Source organism: Curtobacterium sp. VKM Ac-2852, assembly GCF_013205045.1.
GTDB classification, from domain to species: Bacteria; Actinomycetota; Actinomycetes; order Actinomycetales; family Microbacteriaceae; genus Curtobacterium; species Curtobacterium flaccumfaciens.
Genome location: NZ_JABMLI010000002.1, coordinates 120,804 through 138,678 on the forward strand (window position 1 = coordinate 120,804; position 17,875 = coordinate 138,678).

The 17,875-nt window shown below is 70.8% G+C and carries 14 protein-coding genes; 10 read left to right on the plus strand and 4 right to left on the minus strand.

All coding sequences use genetic code 11. The features are described 5' to 3' along the window. Positions 1–52 precede the first annotated feature (52 nt). The 3 genes from HQQ79_RS07005 (at position 53) to HQQ79_RS07015 (ending at position 1,981) form a co-directional block, all read left to right on the plus strand. Positions 53–532: an FHA domain-containing protein gene (locus HQQ79_RS07005; protein ID WP_051596676.1), complete on the plus strand. Its 480-nt coding sequence runs from the start codon at positions 53–55 to the stop codon at positions 530–532. After that, positions 532–1,236 carry a MerR family transcriptional regulator gene (locus HQQ79_RS07010; protein WP_027465230.1) on the plus strand — a complete coding sequence of 235 codons (705 nt, stop codon included), beginning with the start codon at positions 532–534 and terminating at the stop codon, positions 1,234–1,236. The genes HQQ79_RS07005 and HQQ79_RS07010 overlap by 1 nt, the downstream gene beginning before the upstream one ends. A gap of 184 nt (positions 1,237–1,420) precedes the next feature. Then, complete coding sequence (locus tag HQQ79_RS07015) at positions 1,421–1,981, plus strand: MerR family transcriptional regulator (RefSeq protein ID WP_027465231.1); 561 nt, start codon at positions 1,421–1,423, stop codon at positions 1,979–1,981. A gap of 865 nt (positions 1,982–2,846) precedes the next feature. On the opposite strand, the gene HQQ79_RS07020 is transcribed toward HQQ79_RS07015, so the two are convergent. Beyond that, entirely contained in the window at positions 2,847–3,659 is an 813-nt protein-coding gene (locus HQQ79_RS07020; RefSeq protein ID WP_027465232.1) for a ParA family protein, read from the minus strand. A 60-nt stretch (positions 3,660–3,719) separates the two neighbouring features. Between HQQ79_RS07020 and HQQ79_RS07025 the strand changes: the two genes are divergently transcribed. From HQQ79_RS07025 to HQQ79_RS18910, 3 genes are all read left to right on the plus strand, one after another. Further along, positions 3,720–7,130: a pyruvate carboxylase gene (locus tag HQQ79_RS07025; RefSeq protein ID WP_173033305.1), complete on the plus strand. Its 3,411-nt coding sequence runs from the start codon at positions 3,720–3,722 to the stop codon at positions 7,128–7,130. A 1-nt stretch (position 7,131) separates the two neighbouring features. Then, positions 7,132–7,635, plus strand: coding sequence for a peptide deformylase (locus HQQ79_RS07030; protein WP_173033307.1), 504 nt, complete (start codon positions 7,132–7,134; stop codon positions 7,633–7,635). 142 nt (positions 7,636–7,777) lie between these two features. Further along, positions 7,778–7,909, plus strand: coding sequence for a hypothetical protein (locus HQQ79_RS18910; RefSeq protein ID WP_258366694.1), 132 nt, complete (start codon positions 7,778–7,780; stop codon positions 7,907–7,909). 509 nt (positions 7,910–8,418) lie between these two features. Here the strand turns inward: HQQ79_RS18910 and HQQ79_RS07035 are convergent. Next, the gene (locus tag HQQ79_RS07035) at positions 8,419–10,461 is read right to left on the minus strand and encodes a long-chain fatty acid--CoA ligase (protein ID WP_173033309.1); all 2,043 of its coding nucleotides are present in this window, start codon (positions 10,459–10,461) and stop codon (positions 8,419–8,421) included. 121 nt (positions 10,462–10,582) lie between these two features. Here HQQ79_RS07035 and HQQ79_RS07040 point away from each other — a divergent pair, with 121 nt between their 5' ends. The 3 genes from HQQ79_RS07040 (at position 10,583) to HQQ79_RS07050 (ending at position 13,801) form a co-directional block, all read left to right on the plus strand. After that, positions 10,583–11,536, plus strand: a complete 954-nt coding sequence (locus HQQ79_RS07040) for an ROK family glucokinase (RefSeq protein ID WP_017886608.1) — start codon at positions 10,583–10,585, stop codon at positions 11,534–11,536. 50 nt (positions 11,537–11,586) lie between these two features. After that, the gene (locus HQQ79_RS07045) at positions 11,587–12,312 is read left to right on the plus strand and encodes a 1-acyl-sn-glycerol-3-phosphate acyltransferase (protein ID WP_027465236.1); all 726 of its coding nucleotides are present in this window, start codon (positions 11,587–11,589) and stop codon (positions 12,310–12,312) included. Between the two features lie 103 nt (positions 12,313–12,415). Further along, the gene (locus HQQ79_RS07050; protein WP_173033312.1) at positions 12,416–13,801 is read left to right on the plus strand and encodes a class II 3-deoxy-7-phosphoheptulonate synthase; all 1,386 of its coding nucleotides are present in this window, start codon (positions 12,416–12,418) and stop codon (positions 13,799–13,801) included. 96 nt (positions 13,802–13,897) lie between these two features. Here HQQ79_RS07050 and pknB read toward each other — a convergent pair whose 3' ends face one another. Together pknB and HQQ79_RS07060 are read right to left on the minus strand one after the other, a co-directional pair. Next, positions 13,898–15,955 (minus strand): Stk1 family PASTA domain-containing Ser/Thr kinase, encoded by a 2,058-nt coding sequence (gene pknB, locus HQQ79_RS07055; protein WP_173033314.1) that lies wholly within the window; start codon positions 15,953–15,955, stop codon positions 13,898–13,900. An 82-nt stretch (positions 15,956–16,037) separates the two neighbouring features. After that, entirely contained in the window at positions 16,038–17,306 is a 1,269-nt protein-coding gene (locus HQQ79_RS07060) for a LysM peptidoglycan-binding domain-containing protein (RefSeq protein ID WP_367948070.1), read from the minus strand. Positions 17,307–17,478: 172 nt separating this feature from the next. Here HQQ79_RS07060 and HQQ79_RS07065 point away from each other — a divergent pair, with 172 nt between their 5' ends. Next, the gene (locus tag HQQ79_RS07065; RefSeq protein WP_173033316.1) at positions 17,479–17,835 is read left to right on the plus strand and encodes an Rv2175c family DNA-binding protein; all 357 of its coding nucleotides are present in this window, start codon (positions 17,479–17,481) and stop codon (positions 17,833–17,835) included. The last annotated feature ends 40 nt before the right edge of the window (positions 17,836–17,875 follow it).

Here is a 17,875-nt window from a genome sequence, read left to right on the forward strand (position 1 = left end):
CTCGGGCCTTCGTTTCCGATACGCTGGTGGGCCAAGAGGAGGAGGTCCACCGATGCCAGATCCAGTGGTCCCGCAGCCGGGCGGTCAGAAGACCCCGGAGCAGCGGCTGGTCGACACCACGCTGACCTTCAGCATGGACATGGGCGCGGCGCTCACCGCCGAGTCCGGTGTCTCGACCGAAGAACGTGAAGCCGTCAACGCCCTGCCCTCCGGGTCGGCGTTGCTCGTGGTCCGTCGTGGCCCCAACGTGGGTGCGCGGTTCCTCCTCGACTCCGACGTCACGACGGCCGGTCGACACCCCGACGCCGACATCTTCCTCGACGACGTCACCGTGTCGCGCAAGCACGCGCAGTTCCTGCGCCACGGCACGAGCTTCAGCGTCAAGGACAACGGCTCCCTGAACGGCACGTACTTCGACGGTGTCCGCATCGACGAAGCGCTGCTCACCGACGGGGCCGAGGTCCAGGTCGGCAAGTTCCGCCTGACCTTCTACGCATCTCGGGTCGACCTGGCGCGCCTGGCGAACGCGTAGTGGCCGCACGGTCCGCTGCGGCCCGGGCGGGGTCCGCGGCGCCGGACCTGCTCACCATCGGGCAGGTCCTCGCTCGCCTCAAGCCCGAGTTCCCGGACCTGTCGAGCTCCAAGCTGCGGTTCCTCGAAGAGCGCGAGCTCGTCACCCCGATCCGCACGGCCAGTGGGTACCGCAAGTTCTCCGCTGCCGACCTCGAGCGGCTCCGGGTGATCCTCGGACTGCAGCGCGACCACTACCTGCCGCTCAAGGTCATCAAGGAGTACCTCGCCGACCTCGATGCCGGCCGCGAGCCCGTCCTGCCCGGCGGAGGCGACGCGCCGAAGCCGTCGATCCTCGGACGCGAGCGTCGGTACACCCGTGACGAGACGGTCCGGGCCGCCGGTGCCTCACCGATGCTCCTCGCCGACGCGGTCTCGGCTTCGCTGCTGCCGGCCACCGACACCTACGGCGACGACGGCGTCTCCGTGTTGAAGGCCCTGGTCGAACTGCAGCGCACGGGTATCGAGCCGCGACACCTCCGCACGTTGCGCAGCACTGCCGAGCGCGAGGTCGGTCTCATCGAGTCCGCCCTCATGCCGGTCTCCCGCCGGGGCGACGCCACCTCGCGGGCCAAGGCCACCGAGCTCGCGCGCGAGATCGCCGGGCACCTCGAGATCATCCGGTCGAACCTCATCCGCCAGGCCATCGGTCGTCTCGACGCATGACGCCGTCCGGTGCTTCGACAGGGCTTGTGTGTCAGTGGCCGAGGCGTATCCTCGACACGCCGGACGCGCCGGGTCGGATGTCCCGCGCGGGAGCGGTCGGAGTCGCTACCGTGGACCTCGGAACAACTCTCAACCCGTCGTTGAAGCTTCGGGTGGGAGCTCGATCGTCGTGGAAGGCAAGCTCATGAGTGGGAACGACACCCCTGGCACCGAGTCTGATGTGACCCGGTACGACCTCGGGCTGCTCTTCACCGATGGTCTGCCCGAGCACGACGAACAGAACGGCTACCGCGGCACCGTCGCTGCACGGGCAGCCGGCATCTCGTACCGACAGCTCGACTACTGGGCCCGCACCGAGCTCGTGCAGCCGACGATCCGCGGGGCCGCCGGCTCCGGGTCGCAGCGCCTGTACGGGTTCCGCGACATCCTCGTGCTGAAGCTCGTGAAGCGGCTGCTCGACACCGGCATCTCACTGCAGCAGATCCGCACCGCGGTCAACCAGCTCCGTGAGTCCGGCGTCTCCGACCTGGCGCAGACCACGCTGATGTCCGACGGCGCCTCGGTGTACCTCTGCACCTCCGACGACGAGGTCATCGACCTCGTGTCACGCGGCCAGGGTGTCTTCGGCATCGCGGTCGGCAAGGTCCTGCGCGAGGTCGAGAGCTCCCTGGTCGAGCTCGACGCCACCGCGGCGGCCGACCCCTCGGACGAGCTCGCCGCTCGTCGTGCTTCCCGCGCTTCCTGACCTTTCGCGTTCGGGTTCGGGTCCAGCGGTCGCGAACCGCCGTGTGCGCGTCGCCGAGTGGTCACGAACCGTCGCCTGCGGCGCTCCCAACTGACAGTTGGTGACCGCTCGGGGGACGTGAGCGGTGTGTTGTGACCGCGCGGCGAGCCGGGGCCGGGCGTGTCTGCCGCGACCGGGGCGTGCCTCCCGTGAGTCGCCGAGTGGTCACGAACCGTCGTGTGTGCCTCGCCGAGTGGTCACGAACTGTCGGCTGCGACGCTGCCGGCCGACAGTTGGTGACCGCTCGGCGGACGTGAGCGGTGTGTTGTGACCGCGCGGCGAGCCGGGGCCGGGCGTGTCTACCGGGGCCGGGGCGGGCCTCCCGTGAGTCGCCGAGTGGTCACGAACCGTCGTGTGTGCCTCGCCGAGTGGTCACGAACTGTCGCCTGCGACGCTGCCAGCCGACAGTTGGTGACCGCTCGGCGGACGTGAGCGGTGTGTTGTGACCGCGCGGCGAGCCGAGGCCGGGCGTGTCCACCGGGGGCCGGGGCGGACCTCCCGGCAGTCTGCGCGTGGTCACGAACCGTCGTGCGTGTGTCGTCGAGTGGTCGCCAACTGTCGGCTACGACGTCGCCTGCCGACAGTTGGTGACCACTCGGCGAACGTGAGCGGTGTGTTGTGACCGCTCGGAGTGCCGCGGCCGGGCGTGTCCACCGGGGCCGGGGCGGACCTCCCGGCGGTCTGCGCGTGGTCACGAACCGTCGTGCGTGTGGCGCGAGTGGTCGCCAACTGTCGGCTACGACGTCGCCTGCCGACAGTTGGTGACCACTCGGCGGACGTGAGCGGCATGTCACGCGACCGCGACCGCGACCGCACGAGCACCGACCTACGCGGCGCCACCCTCGGCGTACGGACCGATCTTGCCGGTGCGCATGATGCGCTCGAGCAGCTGGTCGAAGTTCTTCGCCATCTCCTGCGCGGACTCGCCGGGCCAGACGTGCAGCGGCTTCGCGGCACCCTGCGCCTGCTGCAGCGACGTGCGCTCCGGTAGCTGCGGGGAGAGCACGAGCGGGCCGAACATGTCGCGGAGTTCCTTGATGCGGAACTGGTGCTCGAGGGACTGCACCCGGGCACGGTTCACGATGATGCCGAGGGGCTGCAGGCGCGGGGAGAGTCCGCGGCGGATCTCCTCGATGGCGCGCAGCGCACGGTCGGCGGCGGCGACGGAGAACAGGCCGGGCTCGGTGACGACGGTGACGCGGTCGGACGCGGCCCACGCGGTGCGCGTCAGGGCGTTCAGTGACGGCGCGCAGTCGATGAGGACGAGTTCGTAGTCCTGCTCGACGTTGGCCAGGGCCTCTTCGAGCTTCCAGATGTCGCGGATCGACGGGTGCGGCCCGTCGAAGTTGATGGCGGAGGGCGAACCGACCATGACGTCGATCTTGCCCTGCGACCCCTTCGTCCAGCCCGAGGGGGCGATCGCCTGACGGACGATCTTCTCCTTCGGGTTCTCGAGGACGTCGGCAACGTTGAGGTGGCCGGCGAGGTTGATGTCGAGGCCCGTGGAGACGTCAGACTGCGGGTCCAGATCCACCACCAGCGTGCGCAGTCCCTTGGCGAACGCGGCCGAGGTCAGGCCGAGCGTCACCGTCGTCTTGCCGACACCACCCTTGAGGGAGCTCACGCTGAGTACATGCACGTTGAGCAACGTTACCGCCACTAGGGTTGTCTCACCTCAACCCGGGCTGAAAGGGACGTCGTGTTCACGAAGATCCTCGTTGCGAACCGTGGCGAGATCGCCATCCGCGCGTTCCGTGCCGCCTACGAGTTGGGGGCCCGTACGGTGGCCGTCTACCCGTACGAAGACCGGAACTCCCTGCACCGCCTCAAGGCCGACGAGGCCTACCTGATCGGGGAGCGGGGCCACCCGGTCCGGGCGTACCTGGACGTCTCCGAGATCATCCGCGTCGCCCGCGAGTCGGGGGCCGACGCGATCTACCCGGGGTACGGGTTCCTGTCCGAGAACCCCGAGCTCGCCGCGGCAGCAGCCGCGAACGGCATCACCTTCATCGGTCCGGGCGAGCACGTGCTCGAGATGGCCGGCAACAAGGTGACCGCGAAGGAGCACGCGATCGCGGCCGGCGTCCCGGTCCTCGCGAGCACCCCGGCGAGCCGCGACATCGACGAACTGATCGCCGGCGCCGACGCGATCGGGTTCCCGGTCTTCGCCAAGGCCGTCGCCGGTGGTGGTGGCCGTGGCATGCGCCGGGTGGAGACGAAGCCCGAGCTGCGCGACGCCCTCGAAGCAGCGATGCGCGAGGCCGACAGTGCGTTCGGCGACCCGACGATGTTCCTCGAGCAGGCCGTCATCCGTCCGCGCCACATCGAGGTGCAGATCCTCGCCGACGCGACCGGCACCGACGCGGGCACGATCCACCTGTTCGAGCGGGACTGCTCGGTGCAGCGGCGCAACCAGAAGGTCGTCGAGATCGCGCCGGCGCCGAACCTCGACCCCGCGATCGCGCAGGCACTCCACCGCGACGCCGTGGCCTTCGCCCGGTCGATCGGGTACGTCAACGCCGGCACCGTGGAGTTCCTGCTCGACACCGAGGGCGAGCGCGAGGGGCAGCACGTCTTCATCGAGATGAACCCGCGCATCCAGGTCGAGCACACGGTCACCGAAGAGGTCACCGACGTCGACCTGGTGCAGTCGCAGATGCGCATCGCGGCGGGGGAGACCCTCGCCGACCTCGGTCTGTCCCAGGACACCGTCGCCGTGCACGGCGCCGCGCTGCAGACCCGCATCACGACCGAGGACCCGACGCAGGGCTTCCGTCCGGACACCGGCCGGATCAGCACCTACCGCAGCCCCGGCGGTGCCGGCGTCCGGCTCGACGGCGGCACGGTCGCCACCGGCGCGCAGATCAGCCCGCACTTCGACTCGATGCTCGCGAAGATGACGTGCCGCGGCCGGGACTTCCCGGCGGCGGTGTCCCGGGCCAAGCGTGCCCTCGCCGAGTTCCGCATCCGCGGCGTCAGCACGAACATCCCCTTCCTGCAGGCCGTGCTCGAGGACCCGGACTTCGCCCGCGGCGACGTCTCGACGAAGTTCATCGAGGAACGCCCGCAGCTCTTCGGCGGCCACGTCTCGAAGGACCGCGGCACGAAGGTGCTCACCTGGCTCGCCGACGTCACGGTGAACAAGCCGAACGGTGAGCGGTCGCCGCTGATCACCGACCCGGCCGACAAGCTCCCGGCCACCGACCTGACGACCCCGGTGCCCGAGGGGCAGCGCGACCGCCTGCTGGCGATGGGTCCGGCCGAGTGGTCGAAGGCACTGCGCGCCCAGACGGCCCTCGCGGTGACCGAGACGACGATGCGGGACGCCCACCAGTCGCTCCTCGCGACCCGGGTCCGCACGAAGGACCTCGTCGCCGTCGCACCGCACGTGGCAAGGCTCACCCCGCAGCTGCTCAGCGTCGAGGCCTGGGGTGGCGCCACCTACGACGTGGCACTCCGGTTCCTCGGTGAAGACCCCTGGGAGCGCCTGTCCTCGCTGCGCGAAGCGATGCCGAACATCCCGATCCAGATGCTGCTGCGCGGCCGCAACACCGTCGGGTACACGCCGTACCCGACCGAGGTCACCGACGCCTTCGTCGACGAGGCGGCTCGGTCCGGCGTCGACGTCTTCCGCGTGTTCGACGCGCTGAACGACGTCAGCCAGCTGCGTCCCGCCCTGGAGGCGGTGCTCGCGACCGGCACGGCCGTCGCCGAGGCGGCGCTCTGCTACACCGCCGACCTCCTCGACCCCGCCGAGGACCTCTACACGCTCGACTACTACCTCCGCCTGGCGGAGCAGATGGTCGAGGCCGGCGCGCACGTCATCGGCATCAAGGACATGGCGGGGCTCCTCCGTGCCGGTGCAGCCGAGAAGCTCGTCACCGCCCTGCGCGAGCGCTTCGACCAGCCCGTGCACGTGCACACCCACGACACCGCCGGCGGCCAGCTCGCGACGCTGCTCGCCGCTGCGCGCGCCGGGGCCGACGCCGTCGACGTGGCCGCAGCACCCATGGCCGGCACCACCAGCCAGCCGAGCATGTCCGCCCTGGTCGCCGCACTGGCCCACACCGAGCGCGACACCGGTCTGTCGCTCGACGCCGTCGGTGACCTCGAGCCGTACTGGGAATCGGTCCGTCGCGTGTACGCCCCGTTCGAGTCCGGGCTCGCCGGTCCGACCGGGCGTGTCTACAAGCACGAGATCCCCGGCGGTCAGCTGTCGAACCTCCGGCAGCAGGCGATCGCCCTCGGGCTCGGCGACCGCTTCGAGCAGGTCGAGGACTGGTACGCCGAGGCGAACCGGATCCTCGGGCGCCCGACCAAGGTCACGCCGTCGTCGAAGGTCGTCGGTGACCTCGCGCTGCAGCTCGCCGCGGTCGGTGCCGACCCGGTCGACTTCGAGCAGAACCCCGACAAGTACGACATCCCGGACTCCGTGGTCGGGTTCATGGCCGGCGAACTGGGCGACCTGCCCGGCGGCTGGCCCGAGCCGTTCCGCTCGAAGGTCCTGGCCGGTCGTGACGTCCGACTCGAGATCACCCCCGTGCCCGCGGACGAACGCGCGCACCTCGAGACCCCCGGACCCGTGCGCCAGCAGGCCCTCAACCGCCTGCTCTTCCCGCAGCCGACGCAGCAGTTCCAGCGCGTGCGGGAGCAGTACGGCGACCTGTCCGTCGTGCCGACCGTCGACTACCTGTACGGGTTGCGCCCCGGACAGGAGCACAGCGTCCCGCTCGGCAAGGGCGTCGACCTGTTCGTCGGGCTCGAGGCGATCGGCGAGGTGGACGCCAAGGGCATCCGCACGGTCATGGCGACGATGAACGGGCAGCTCCGCCCGGTCGCCGTCCGCGACCGTTCGGTCGAGGTCGAGACGAAGGCGGCCGAGAAGGCCGACGCGTCCGACCCCAAGCACGTGGCCGCGCCGTTCTCCGGCGTGGTGACGCTCAAGGTCGCCGTCGGTGACGTCGTCGAGGCCGGTACGCCGGTGGCGAGCATCGAGGCGATGAAGATGGAAGCGGCCATCACGGCGCCCGTGTCGGGCACCGTCGGCCGACTCGCGATCCCGGTGACCCAGCAGGTGGACGCCGGCGACCTCCTGGTGGTGCTGCAGTAATTTGACCGTTCGTCCCATCCGCCTGTTCGGCGACCCCGTCCTCCGCTCGCCGGCCGACCCGATCCGGCCCGAACTGCTCGGGAGCGCCGGGGTCCGTGACCTCGTGCAGGACCTCATCGACACCGTCAAGGAACCCGGGCGTGCCGGAGTGGCCGCGCCCCAGATCGGCGTCGGACTCCGTGCGTTCTCGTACAACGTGGACGGCGAGGTCGGCTACGTCCTCAACCCCGAGATCGTCGAGGTGTCCGGGGAGCCTGAGCTCATGGAAGAAGGGTGCCTCTCCGTCCCGGGGCTCGGCTACCCGACGCGTCGCTCCCCGTACGCGAAGGTGCGGGGTGTCGACGTCGACGGCGACGAGGTCGTCCTCGAGGGCACGGGCCTGATGGCCGAGGCGCTCCAGCACGAGTGCGACCACCTCGACGGCACCGTCTACGTGATGACGCTCGACCCCGAGACCCGCCGTCAGGCACTGCGCGACATCCGCGCGCAGGACTGGTTCCACTGAGTGCTCGCACAGGCCCGCGTTCGCCGGCTGTGAACAGTGGTGTGACACCCCCACGGGGGATTGTCGCTTTGTCCTGACGAGGGGGTACCGTGCTGCTGTCGGCCTCCCACCGACGACCATCCCATCCCCCCAGGACTCCCGCATGACCAGTCAGAACGACGAGCTCAGCTCGCACCGCACCCGCACCAACCGTCGACCGGCCGAGACCACCGTCACGACCGGTTCGACCGCCGTCCTCGACGCCCCCGCGACGGAGCAGTCGCAGGAGGCCTGAGCCCCGCAGGCGCCCCCGGCGCCCGCTGAACGGCCTGGAGGCCCGGATCACGTCCGACGGACGTGATCCGGGCCTCCAGGCTGTTGCGTGCACACCCGCGCGTACCTGGCGGATTCGGGCGTACCTGGTCGGAAGAACCGACCCGGTACGCCCGAATCGACCCGGTACGCCCGAATCGACCCGGTACGCCCGAGTCGACCCGGTACGCCCGAATCGGCCCCGCACGCGCGTGGCTAGACGGTCAAGGGTTGGCCCCGCGTGTACCTGGCGGAATCGGGCGTAGCTGGTCAGAAGAAACGACCCGCTACGCCCGAAACGACCCGGTACGCCCGAAAGCTGCCAGCCGACCGCGCGGCAACCGCCTGGAGGCCCGGCGCCAGTCCGGCGGATCGGCGCCGGGCCTCCAGGCGGTCGCGTCTCCGACCTGCGCTCACCTACCGGAATCGGGCGTACCTGGTCAGAAGAACCGACCCGGTACGCCCGAATCGACCCGGTACGCCCGACGGGCGCTACGCGCGGTTGCGGCGCCGACCCTCGATCACCGGGGTCGCCGTCGTCTGCACCTTGGACCCGGAGTAGATGTGGTCGATGTCGGCGGCGAAGTCCTTCAGGATGACCGACCGCTTGATCGTCAGCTTCGGCGTGAGGTGCCCGGAGGCCTCCGTCAGGTCCGTGTCGAGGATCGTGAACGACCGGACCGACTCGGCGCGGGAGACCCGGCCGTTGGCGGCGTCGATGGCCTCCTGGACGGCGGAGAGCACGCGCTCGTCGTACGCGGCCTCGTGCCCGCTCAGTGCCGGGGTGATCCCGCGGGACTCGCACCAGCCGGGCAGCATCTCGCGATCGAGCGTCACGAGCGCGGCGACGAACGGCTTGCCCTCGCCGACGACCACGACCTGGCCGATGAGCGGGTGCTCGCGGATGCCGTCCTCGAGCGGTGCCGGGGCGACGTTCTTGCCGCTCGCGGTGACGATGAGCTCCTTGGCGCGTCCGGTGACGGTGAGGACCCCGTCGGCGTCGAGCCGGCCGAGGTCACCGGTGCGGAACCAGCCGTCGGCGAAGGCGTGCTCGGTCGCCTCGTCGTTCCGCCAGTACCGGTCGAAGACGTCGACGCCGCGGATCAGGATCTCGCCGTCGTCGGCGATCCGGACCTCGATGCCGGGCAGCGCGCGGCCGACGGTCCCGATGCGGAGTTCGCGGGCGCGGTTGACCGTGGCGGGTGCCGTGGTCTCGGTCAGGCCGTAGCCCTCGAGGATGAGCACCCCGATCGAGCGGAAGAAGTGCGAGAGCCGCGGGGAGAGGGGTGCCGAACCGCTGACGGCGTACCCGACCCGGCCGCCCAGGGCGTCGCGGAGCTTGGCGTACACGAGCCGGTCGAACAGCTTGAACTTCAGCCCGAGCAGGAACGGCACCCTGCCGGCGGCGAGGGCCTCGGAGTGGGCGACCGCGGTGTCGGCCGCCGCGCGGAAGATCCTGCCCTTGCCACCGAGGTCGGCCTTCTGCTCGGCGGAGTTGTAGATCTTCTCGAACACCCGGGGGACCGCGAGCAGGAACGTCGGCTTGAAGGTCGACACCGCGCGCATCAGGTCCTTGGTGTCCGGCTCGTGGCCGACGAGGACGCCGGCGGACACCGACATCGCGGCGATGAACCGGGCGAAGACGTGGGCGAGCGGGATGAACAGCAGGGTCGAGGCGCCGTCGGCGACGACCTCGGGCATCGCCTCGCTCGCGCCCTCGACCGTGGCGGTGAAGTTGTCGTGCCGCAGGACGCAGCCCTTCGGTCGGCCGGTGCTGCCCGAGGTGTAGATGATCGTGGCGTCGTCGTGGCCGTGCACGTTCGCGGTCCGGGCGTCGAGTTCGTCGTCGGTGACTTCCTCGCCGAGCCGGGTCAGGTCGTCGAGGCCTCCGCCGTCGATCGTCCAGTGCTGGCCAAGGGAGGGCAGGTCGGGCGCGATGGAGGCGACGCGGCGCGCGTGCTCCTCCTGCTCGACGACGATCGCGACCGACTCGGAGTCGGACAGGATCCAGCGCACCTGGTCGGGGGAGCTCGTCTCGTACACGGGCACGGACACGAGGCCGGCTGTCCACACGGCGAAGTCGACCAGGGTCCACTCGAGCCGCGTCCGCGACAGGATCGCGACGTGCGCGCCCGGTTCGAGCCCGGCGGCGACGAAGCCCTTGGCGATGCCGCGCACCCGGGCGAGCGTCTCCGCCGCGGTGAAGGTCGTCCAGGTGTCGCCGTGGCGCTGGGCCAGGATCGGACGGTCGGGCGTCAGGCGGACGCGGTCACCGAGGAGCCGTGCCGCCGAGCCGTGGTCCGGGGCGACGGGACCGCCGTGGGCCGCGGAGACCGGGTGGTCCTGGGCAGGGGCGGTCGGTGCGGCCGGGGTGGCCGGTGAGGCCGGTGCGGCCGCGGTGGCCGGACCGGCGCCGGCGCCGGCGCCGGCGGGTGTGGCGTGCCTGCCGGCCGACGGTGGGTTCCCGGTGGCGGCACTGCCAGCGGTGGATGTGTCGGTGGAGGCGCTGCTGCGTGCAGGACGCTGATCGTTCACGGTGACTCCCTTGTCTGCCGGTTCGACTCGAGTGCGCCTCAACACCGAGGCGACACCGCCAGCATAGGACGCGTCACCGGGCGTTCCGTGACTTCGCGGCGAACCGGTAGGCTCGTTGCTCGTGCACGCCATCGGAATCGACATCGGGGGCACCAAGATCGCGGGTGCGGTCGTGACGGAACTGGGCGAGATCGTCGCCGAGGACCGCGTGGCCACCAACGCTGCGGACCCGAACGCCATGCTCGACGACGTCGTCTCGATGGTCGAGCGACTCAGCTCGCTCCACCAGGTCGGCGCCGTGGGGGTCGCCGCCCCCGGGTTCATCGACGCCTCGCAGTCGATCGTCTACTACACGCCGAACATCCGGTGGCGGAACGAACCGCTCCGGCAGAAGCTGCAGCAGCGCCTCGGCGACCTGCACATCACGGTGGACAACGACGCGAACGCCGCCGGCTGGGCCGAGTTCCGGTTCGGCGCCGGTCGACTCGTGTCCGACATGACCATGCTCACCATCGGCACGGGCGTCGGCGGGGCCATCGTGACCGAGGACCGACTGTTCCGCGGGGGCTTCGGCACCGGCGGCGAGATCGGCCACCTGCGCATCGTCCCGAACGGGCTGCCCTGTGGCTGCGGTGCCCGCGGCTGCATCGAGCAGTACGGCTCGGGTCGTGCCCTGCAGCGCATGGCGAACGATGTCGCCGACGCCGGTGGTATCGGTTCGGCCCTGGCTGATGCCCGCGCCGACAACGGCGGCCAGCTCGACGGCAAGATCGTCGGCGACCTGATCCTGGCCGACGACCCGGGTGCCCTCGCGGCCCTCCGTCGGCTCGGTCGACACCTCGGCGAGGCGTGCGCGTCGCTGTCCGCGGTGCTCGACCCGCAGCTCTTCGTGTTCGGCGGCGGCGTCGCCAGCGCGGGGGACCGGCTGCTCGACCCGATCAAGCAGGCGTACCTCAACAACCTGCCGGCCCGCGGGTACCACCCGGAGCCGGACTTCGTCATCGCCGAACTCGTCAACGACGCCGGCGTCGTCGGTGCCGCCGACCTCGCCCGCATCCACGCCCGCACGGCGTAGGGTCGGGCCACCCACCCGGGCCACCACCTTCTCATCACCTGGAGTCGTCGATGACCTACTGGCTGCTGAAGAACTTCGTGCTCGGCCCGCTCATCCTCACCCTGTTCCGGCCGTGGGTCGTCGGGCGTGAGCACGTGCCCGCCAAGGGCCCGGTCATCTTCGCGTCGAACCACATCTCGTTCATCGACTCGGTGATCCTGCCGGCGGTGCTCGACCGTCGACTGTCGTTCCTGGCGAAGAGCGACTACTTCACCGGCCGCGGGTTGAAGGGCTGGGCGACGAAGACGTTCTTCAACGCCATCGGCCAGCTGCCGATCGACCGCTCCGGCGGCAAGGCGTCCGAGGCATCGCTGCGCACCGGCCTGCAGGTCCTGGCGCGCGGTGAACAGCTCGGCATCTACCCCGAGGGCACCCGCAGCCCCGACGGCAAGCTCTACCGCGGGCGCACCGGCATCGCCCGGATGATCCTCGAGGGGCGCGTGCTCGTCGTCCCCGTCGCCATGGTCGGCACGCGCGAGGTGCAGCAGATCGGTCAGCGCTTCCCGAAGATCAAGCGCGTCGGGGTCGTGTTCGGCAAGCCGCTCGACTTCTCGCGGTTCCAGGGGTTCGAGACCGACCGCTTCATCCTGCGCAGCGTCACGGACGAGGTCATGCACGAGCTCGCCGGCCTGAGCCGACAGGAGTACGTGGACGTCTACGCCACGAGCGTGAAGGAGCGGGCGAGCTCCGCGCGCGAGGCCGTCATGCGGGAACGGAAGTCGACGCCTGCACGTTAGGCTCTGATGGTCCCGGCACCCCGCCAGGACGCCCATCGACGACGCGCGGCCTGGTGCCGGTGGCGTCGTCGGGCCGCCCGCACAGAACACCGAGGTAACGCCCTTGTTCGAGTCGACCGACTTCGTCGCCCTGCAGGATCCGGACGTCATCGAGGGGCTCGACTATTGGCGGACGCTCCCGATCAAGCAGCAGCCGACCTGGCCGGACGCCGCCGCTGCCGAGGCCGCGTCGGCCGAGATCGCCACGCTCCCGCCGCTCGTGTTCGCGGGCGAGGTCGACAAGCTGCGTGAGCGGCTCGCCGCCGCCGCCCAGGGCAGGGCCTTCCTGCTGCAGGGCGGTGACTGCGCCGAGACCTTCGCCGGTGCCACCGCCGACTCGATCCGCGACCGGGTCAAGACGATCCTGCAGATGGCCGTCGTGCTGACCTACGGCGCCTCGATGCCCGTCATCAAGATGGGACGCATGGCCGGGCAGTTCGCCAAGCCCCGTTCGAGCGACTTCGAGACCCGTGGCGACGTCACGCTGCCCGCCTACCGCGGCGACATCGTGAACGGCTACGACTTCACGCCGGAGAGCCGGACGGCCGACCCGCGCCGCCTGGTGCAGGGGTACCACACGGCTGCTTCGACGCTGAACCTCGTCCGGGCCTTCACGCAGGGGGGCTTCGCCGACCTGCGCCAGGTGCACTCGTGGAACAAGGGCTTCGCCTCGAACCCCGCCAACGCCCGCTACGAGCACCTCGCCAAGGAGATCGACCGCGCGATCCGCTTCATGGACGCCTGCGGTGCCGACTTCGAGGCGCTCAAGCACGTCGAGTTCTACGCCTCGCACGAGGGGCTGCTGATGGACTACGAGCGCCCGATGACCCGCATCGACTCGCGCTCCGGTCTGGCGTACGACACCTCCGGTCACTTCATCTGGATCGGTGAGCGCACGCGCGACCTCGACGGCGCCCACGTGGACTTCCTGTCGCGGGTGCGCAACCCGATCGGCGTGAAGCTCGGCCCGACGACGAGCGTGGACGACATGAAGGCGCTCGTCGACAAGCTCGACCCGAACCGTGAGCCGGGTCGCCTGACCTTCATCACGCGGATGGGTGCGGGCAAGATCCGTGACGAGCTGCCCAAGCTGCTCGAGGCGATCAAGGGCATGGACGCCAACCCGCTGTGGGTCACCGACCCGATGCACGGCAACGGCCTGACCACACCGACGGGCTACAAGACCCGCCGGTTCGACGACGTCGTGGACGAGGTCCTCGGCTTCTTCGAGGCGCACCGCCAGGTCGGCACGTACCCGGGTGGCATGCACGTCGAGCTCACCGGTGACGACGTCACCGAGTGCCTCGGCGGCTCGGAGCACATCGACGAGGCCACCCTCGCCACCCGCTACGAGTCGCTGTGCGACCCGCGCCTGAACCACATGCAGTCCCTCGAGCTCGCCTTCCTGGTGGCCGAGGAACTCGGCGCACACCAGCCCGACCGCTCGTAACGCAGGAACCCCCGGACAGGAGGCCCGGTGCCAGCTGGCACCGGGCCTCCTGTCCGTCGTCTCCGCACGTTCCTGGCCGCGCGTGCCCCGGCCGTCCTACTGGTCGTAGGACAGGGTGACCGTGTCGCCGCGGTAGACGGTGGCGCCGGCCCCCGGGTCGGTGCCGGTGACCGGCAGCTTCGACTTCCAGTCGTAGAAGCCGCAGAGGATGTTCGTGCAGTCGGGCACGGAGACCTTGAGGCCGAGGTCCTCGAGGGTCTTCGTCGCCTCGTTGATCGTCGCCCCGACGACGCCGTCCTCGGGCACGGTGATCGGCGTCGGACCCTTCGACACGACGACGTCCACGGCCGACCCGCGCACGGCGGGGGAACCCTGCACGGCGGCGGAGACGATCTGACCCGCTGGCACGGTCTCGCTGTACTCCTCGGTCCGGGCGCCGAGGAGCAGTCCGACGTCGTCGAGTGCGGCGGCGGCCTCGTCGACCGTCTTGCCGACCACATCGGGCACGGGGCCGAGCGAGACGGTCAGCGTGACCTGCCCGGTCTCGCCGTAGGCCTTCACCGTCGTGAGGTCGAGCGGCTTGCCGCCGGACGCGCGACCGGTCGCCGCGACCACGGTGTCCTTCGGGGCGTCGGCGGAGAACTCGTACCGGTCGTCCTGCAGCTCGAAGTCGTCGTCGAGTGCGGCCGTCACGGTGGAGAGCGGCTGCCCGACGATCGCCGGCAGCGGGATCATCCGGGGGCCGTTCGACACGACGATCTGCACCGCCGTGCCCTTCTGCACCTCGCGCTTCGGGGCCGGCTTCGTCGTGGAGACCTGCCCCTTCGCGACGACGGCGTCGAACCGTGTCCCGGTCTTCGACGCCGCCTGCAGGCCCTGTGCTTCGAGCAGCTGCCGGGCCTGCGAGACCGACTTGCCCGTGACTTCCGGGATCCGCACGTTGCCACCCGGCCCCGGGCCGAAGTACCAGCCGAAGCCGGCTCCGATCAGCGCGAGCACGACGACCACGGACAGCAGGATCCAGCCGCGCTTCCGACGCTTCGCCGACTGGTCGGCGAGCCGCTGTCCGGCGGGGGAGAGCACGCCCGGCTGTGCCCCGGTGCGACGGGGGCCCGGGGCGTTGCCGCGCGCACGGGCGGGTGCTCGACCGCGGTCGCCGGTGTCGCGGTCGCCGGACCGGTCGATGATGGCGGTCTCGTCCGCACCTGCGGCTCCTGCGGCCGCTGCGGCACCGAGCGTGCCGGCGCCACCCGAGGGCAGGATCGCGGTGCCGTTCTCGGGGCGGAGCACGGCGGTGCGGTACTGGCCGGTCGCACGCTGCTGGTTGCCCGCCATGTGGTCGAGCATCTCGCGCGCGTCGCGGGGGCGGTCCTCGGGGTCGCGTGCGGTCGACCAGGCGACCAGCTCGTCGAGCTCCGGCGGCACCCCCGACACGGCGGCACTCGGTGCCGGCACGGAGTCGTTGGCGTGCTGGTAGGCGATCTGCATCGGCTGCTCGCCCTTGTAGGGCTGCTCGCCGGTGAGCATCTCGTAGAGCATGATGCCGAGCGCGTAGATGTCGCTGCGCGAGTCGGCGGCGCCGCGGGTCACGAGCTCGGGGGACAGGTAGGCGATCGTGCCGAGCAGGGCCGCGCCGGTCGCCGTGTTCGCGGTCGTGGCCCGGGCCAGGCCGAAGTCGCCGAGCTTGATGCGGCCGTCGTCGGCGAGCAGGACGTTCTCGGGCTTCAGGTCGCGGTGCACGATCCCGGCGCGGTGGGCCGAGGCGAGGCCGGCCAGCACGGCGCGCAGGATGTCGGTCGCCTGCTCGGGCGTCAGGGCGTGGTGCTCCTGCAGCAGGTCCCGCAGCGTGATGCCGGGGATGTACTCCATGACGATGTAGGCGATCTCGCCCTCGGCGCCCTGGTCGTACACGCCCACCAGGTTCGGGTGCGACAGCCGGGCCGCCGACCGGGCCTCCTGGATGAAGCGCTCACGGAAGGCCTGGTCGTCGGCCAGGTGCCCGTGCATGATCTTGATCGCGACGCGTCGCTCGAGGCGCACGTCGGTCGCGAGGTAGACGGTCGCCATGCCCCCGCGCGCGATGCGGGAGCGGACGCGGTACCGCTGATCGATCATGCGACCGATCATCGGATCCGTGGCGGCGTTGGTGGTCATCGGCGGCATTCTACGAATCGGAACCGCACTCGGACGCACCGGCGCACCGCCCGTGACCCAATCTCGATCTTCCGGATGAGGCTCAGAGCGTCGCCAGCCAGCCCTGGGCGGCGCTCGCCCAGGTGGCGTAGGCCTTCGGGTAGGCGGAGAGCTGCACGGCCTGGGCCGCGTCGGTGATGCTCATCGAGGACCAACCGGGCACGTCGAGCAGGCCGCGGGTCTTGCCGGCGTTCGGGTTGTGTCGCCCGCCGAAGAACAGCGCGGTGGCGTGCGCCGGGTCCTGCAGCTTCAGCGCGCTGCCCCAACCCTGGCTCGGACGCTGCTGGAACAGACCGACCGAGTCGCGGTCGCCGTGCGGCAGGTTCCGGAGGCTCGACTCCTGCATCGCGGCGGCGAGGGCCACGACGATGCCCCGGTCCGGGACGCCCAGCGACCGACCGACGGCCACGATGGTCGCGGCGTTCTGGCGCTGCTCGGCGCTCAGGCCGACGGCACCGCTGACCGCCGCACTCGCGGAGACCGCTGGCGCGGCGGTGGCGTTCGACGGGATCACGAGCGTCTTGCCGGCGTAGATCGTGCTCGTGTACGACAACCCGTTCGCCGACAGGAGCGACTTGACGGAGACGTGGTGCGCGGCGGCGATCGAGGCCACGGTGTCTCCGGCGCTGATCTTCACGCTCGTCTTCGTCGACGGAGCCGAGGCGGTGGAGACCGACGGCGTCGATGACGTTCCGTGCGGCACCCGGAGCGTCTGCCCGGGGTAGATGACGCTGCGCTGCGACAGCTTGTTCGCGCTGAGGAGCGCGGTGGTGGACACGCCGACGCGGGACGCGATGGCGGAGACGGTGTCGCCCTGCTTCACGTGGTAGCTCGAGGTGTCCGAGCCGGAGCCGCCGGTCGACCCGGAGGTCCGCACCGATGCGGTGGTGACGGCGGGCGTCGATGCCAGGTGGAGCGTCTGCCCGGGGTGGATGATCGTGTTCCAGCCCAGGCCGTTGCGCACGAGGACCTCCTGCGCCGACAGGCCGAAGCGGGCTGCGATGCCCGAGACCGTGTCGCCGTGGTGGACGGTGTAAGTGGTGGGGGCCTTCGTGGTGGCGGCGACCGTCCGCACGACGGTCTGCGTCGGCCGGGCGACGGCGGTGCCGAACACCGGGCGGTCGGTCACGGCGCGGTCCTGGTCGACGTGGCGCTTGTGGTTCGCGTCGGCGTCGTCGTGCCGCGGCTCGGCGTGCGCGATGGGGCCGGTCAGGCCGGCGGTCACGGCGATCGTGCCCGCGAGGACGATGGGCATGGTGGCGAACCGGGCGGATCGTGCGCGCCGGGCGACTTCGTCTGCAGCGTGGTCCACGGGTTTCTCCTGATCTCGACTGAGCCGTGCGCACGCGTGCGCGCACTCACAGGTGCCACAACGCTGGCATGGCCTGATTCCCAAGTCAACCAGAGAGTCAGATGGGGTGGATGTGACGAATGTGACGAACGAGGCGGATTCACTCCGGCGGTCACTCTGGCACCATGGGCGTGTGAGTGCCGCACCCGCCGACGACCTGTCCCTCTCCGAACGCTGGCTGACCGTCCCCGAGCTGGTGGACATGTTCAGCACGAGCCCCGGACGGATCCACCGACTCTTCGAGCAGAAGACCCTGCTGGCAGCCCGCGTCGGCGGTGTGCTGCGCGTGCCGGTCGAGTTCCTCGAGGACGGGGAGCCGATGCCCGAGCTCCGCGGCACGCTGATCGTGCTCGGCGACAACGGCTTCACCGACGACGAGGCGGTGCGCTGGATGCTCACCGTCGACGACGCGATGGGCACGACGCCGATCGCGGCGCTCCGCGCCGGCCGCAAGGCCGAGGTGCGTCGCGTCGCCCAGTCGCTGCTCTAGACGCCATCCGGACGGACAGGAGGCCCGTGGCGGTGTCGCC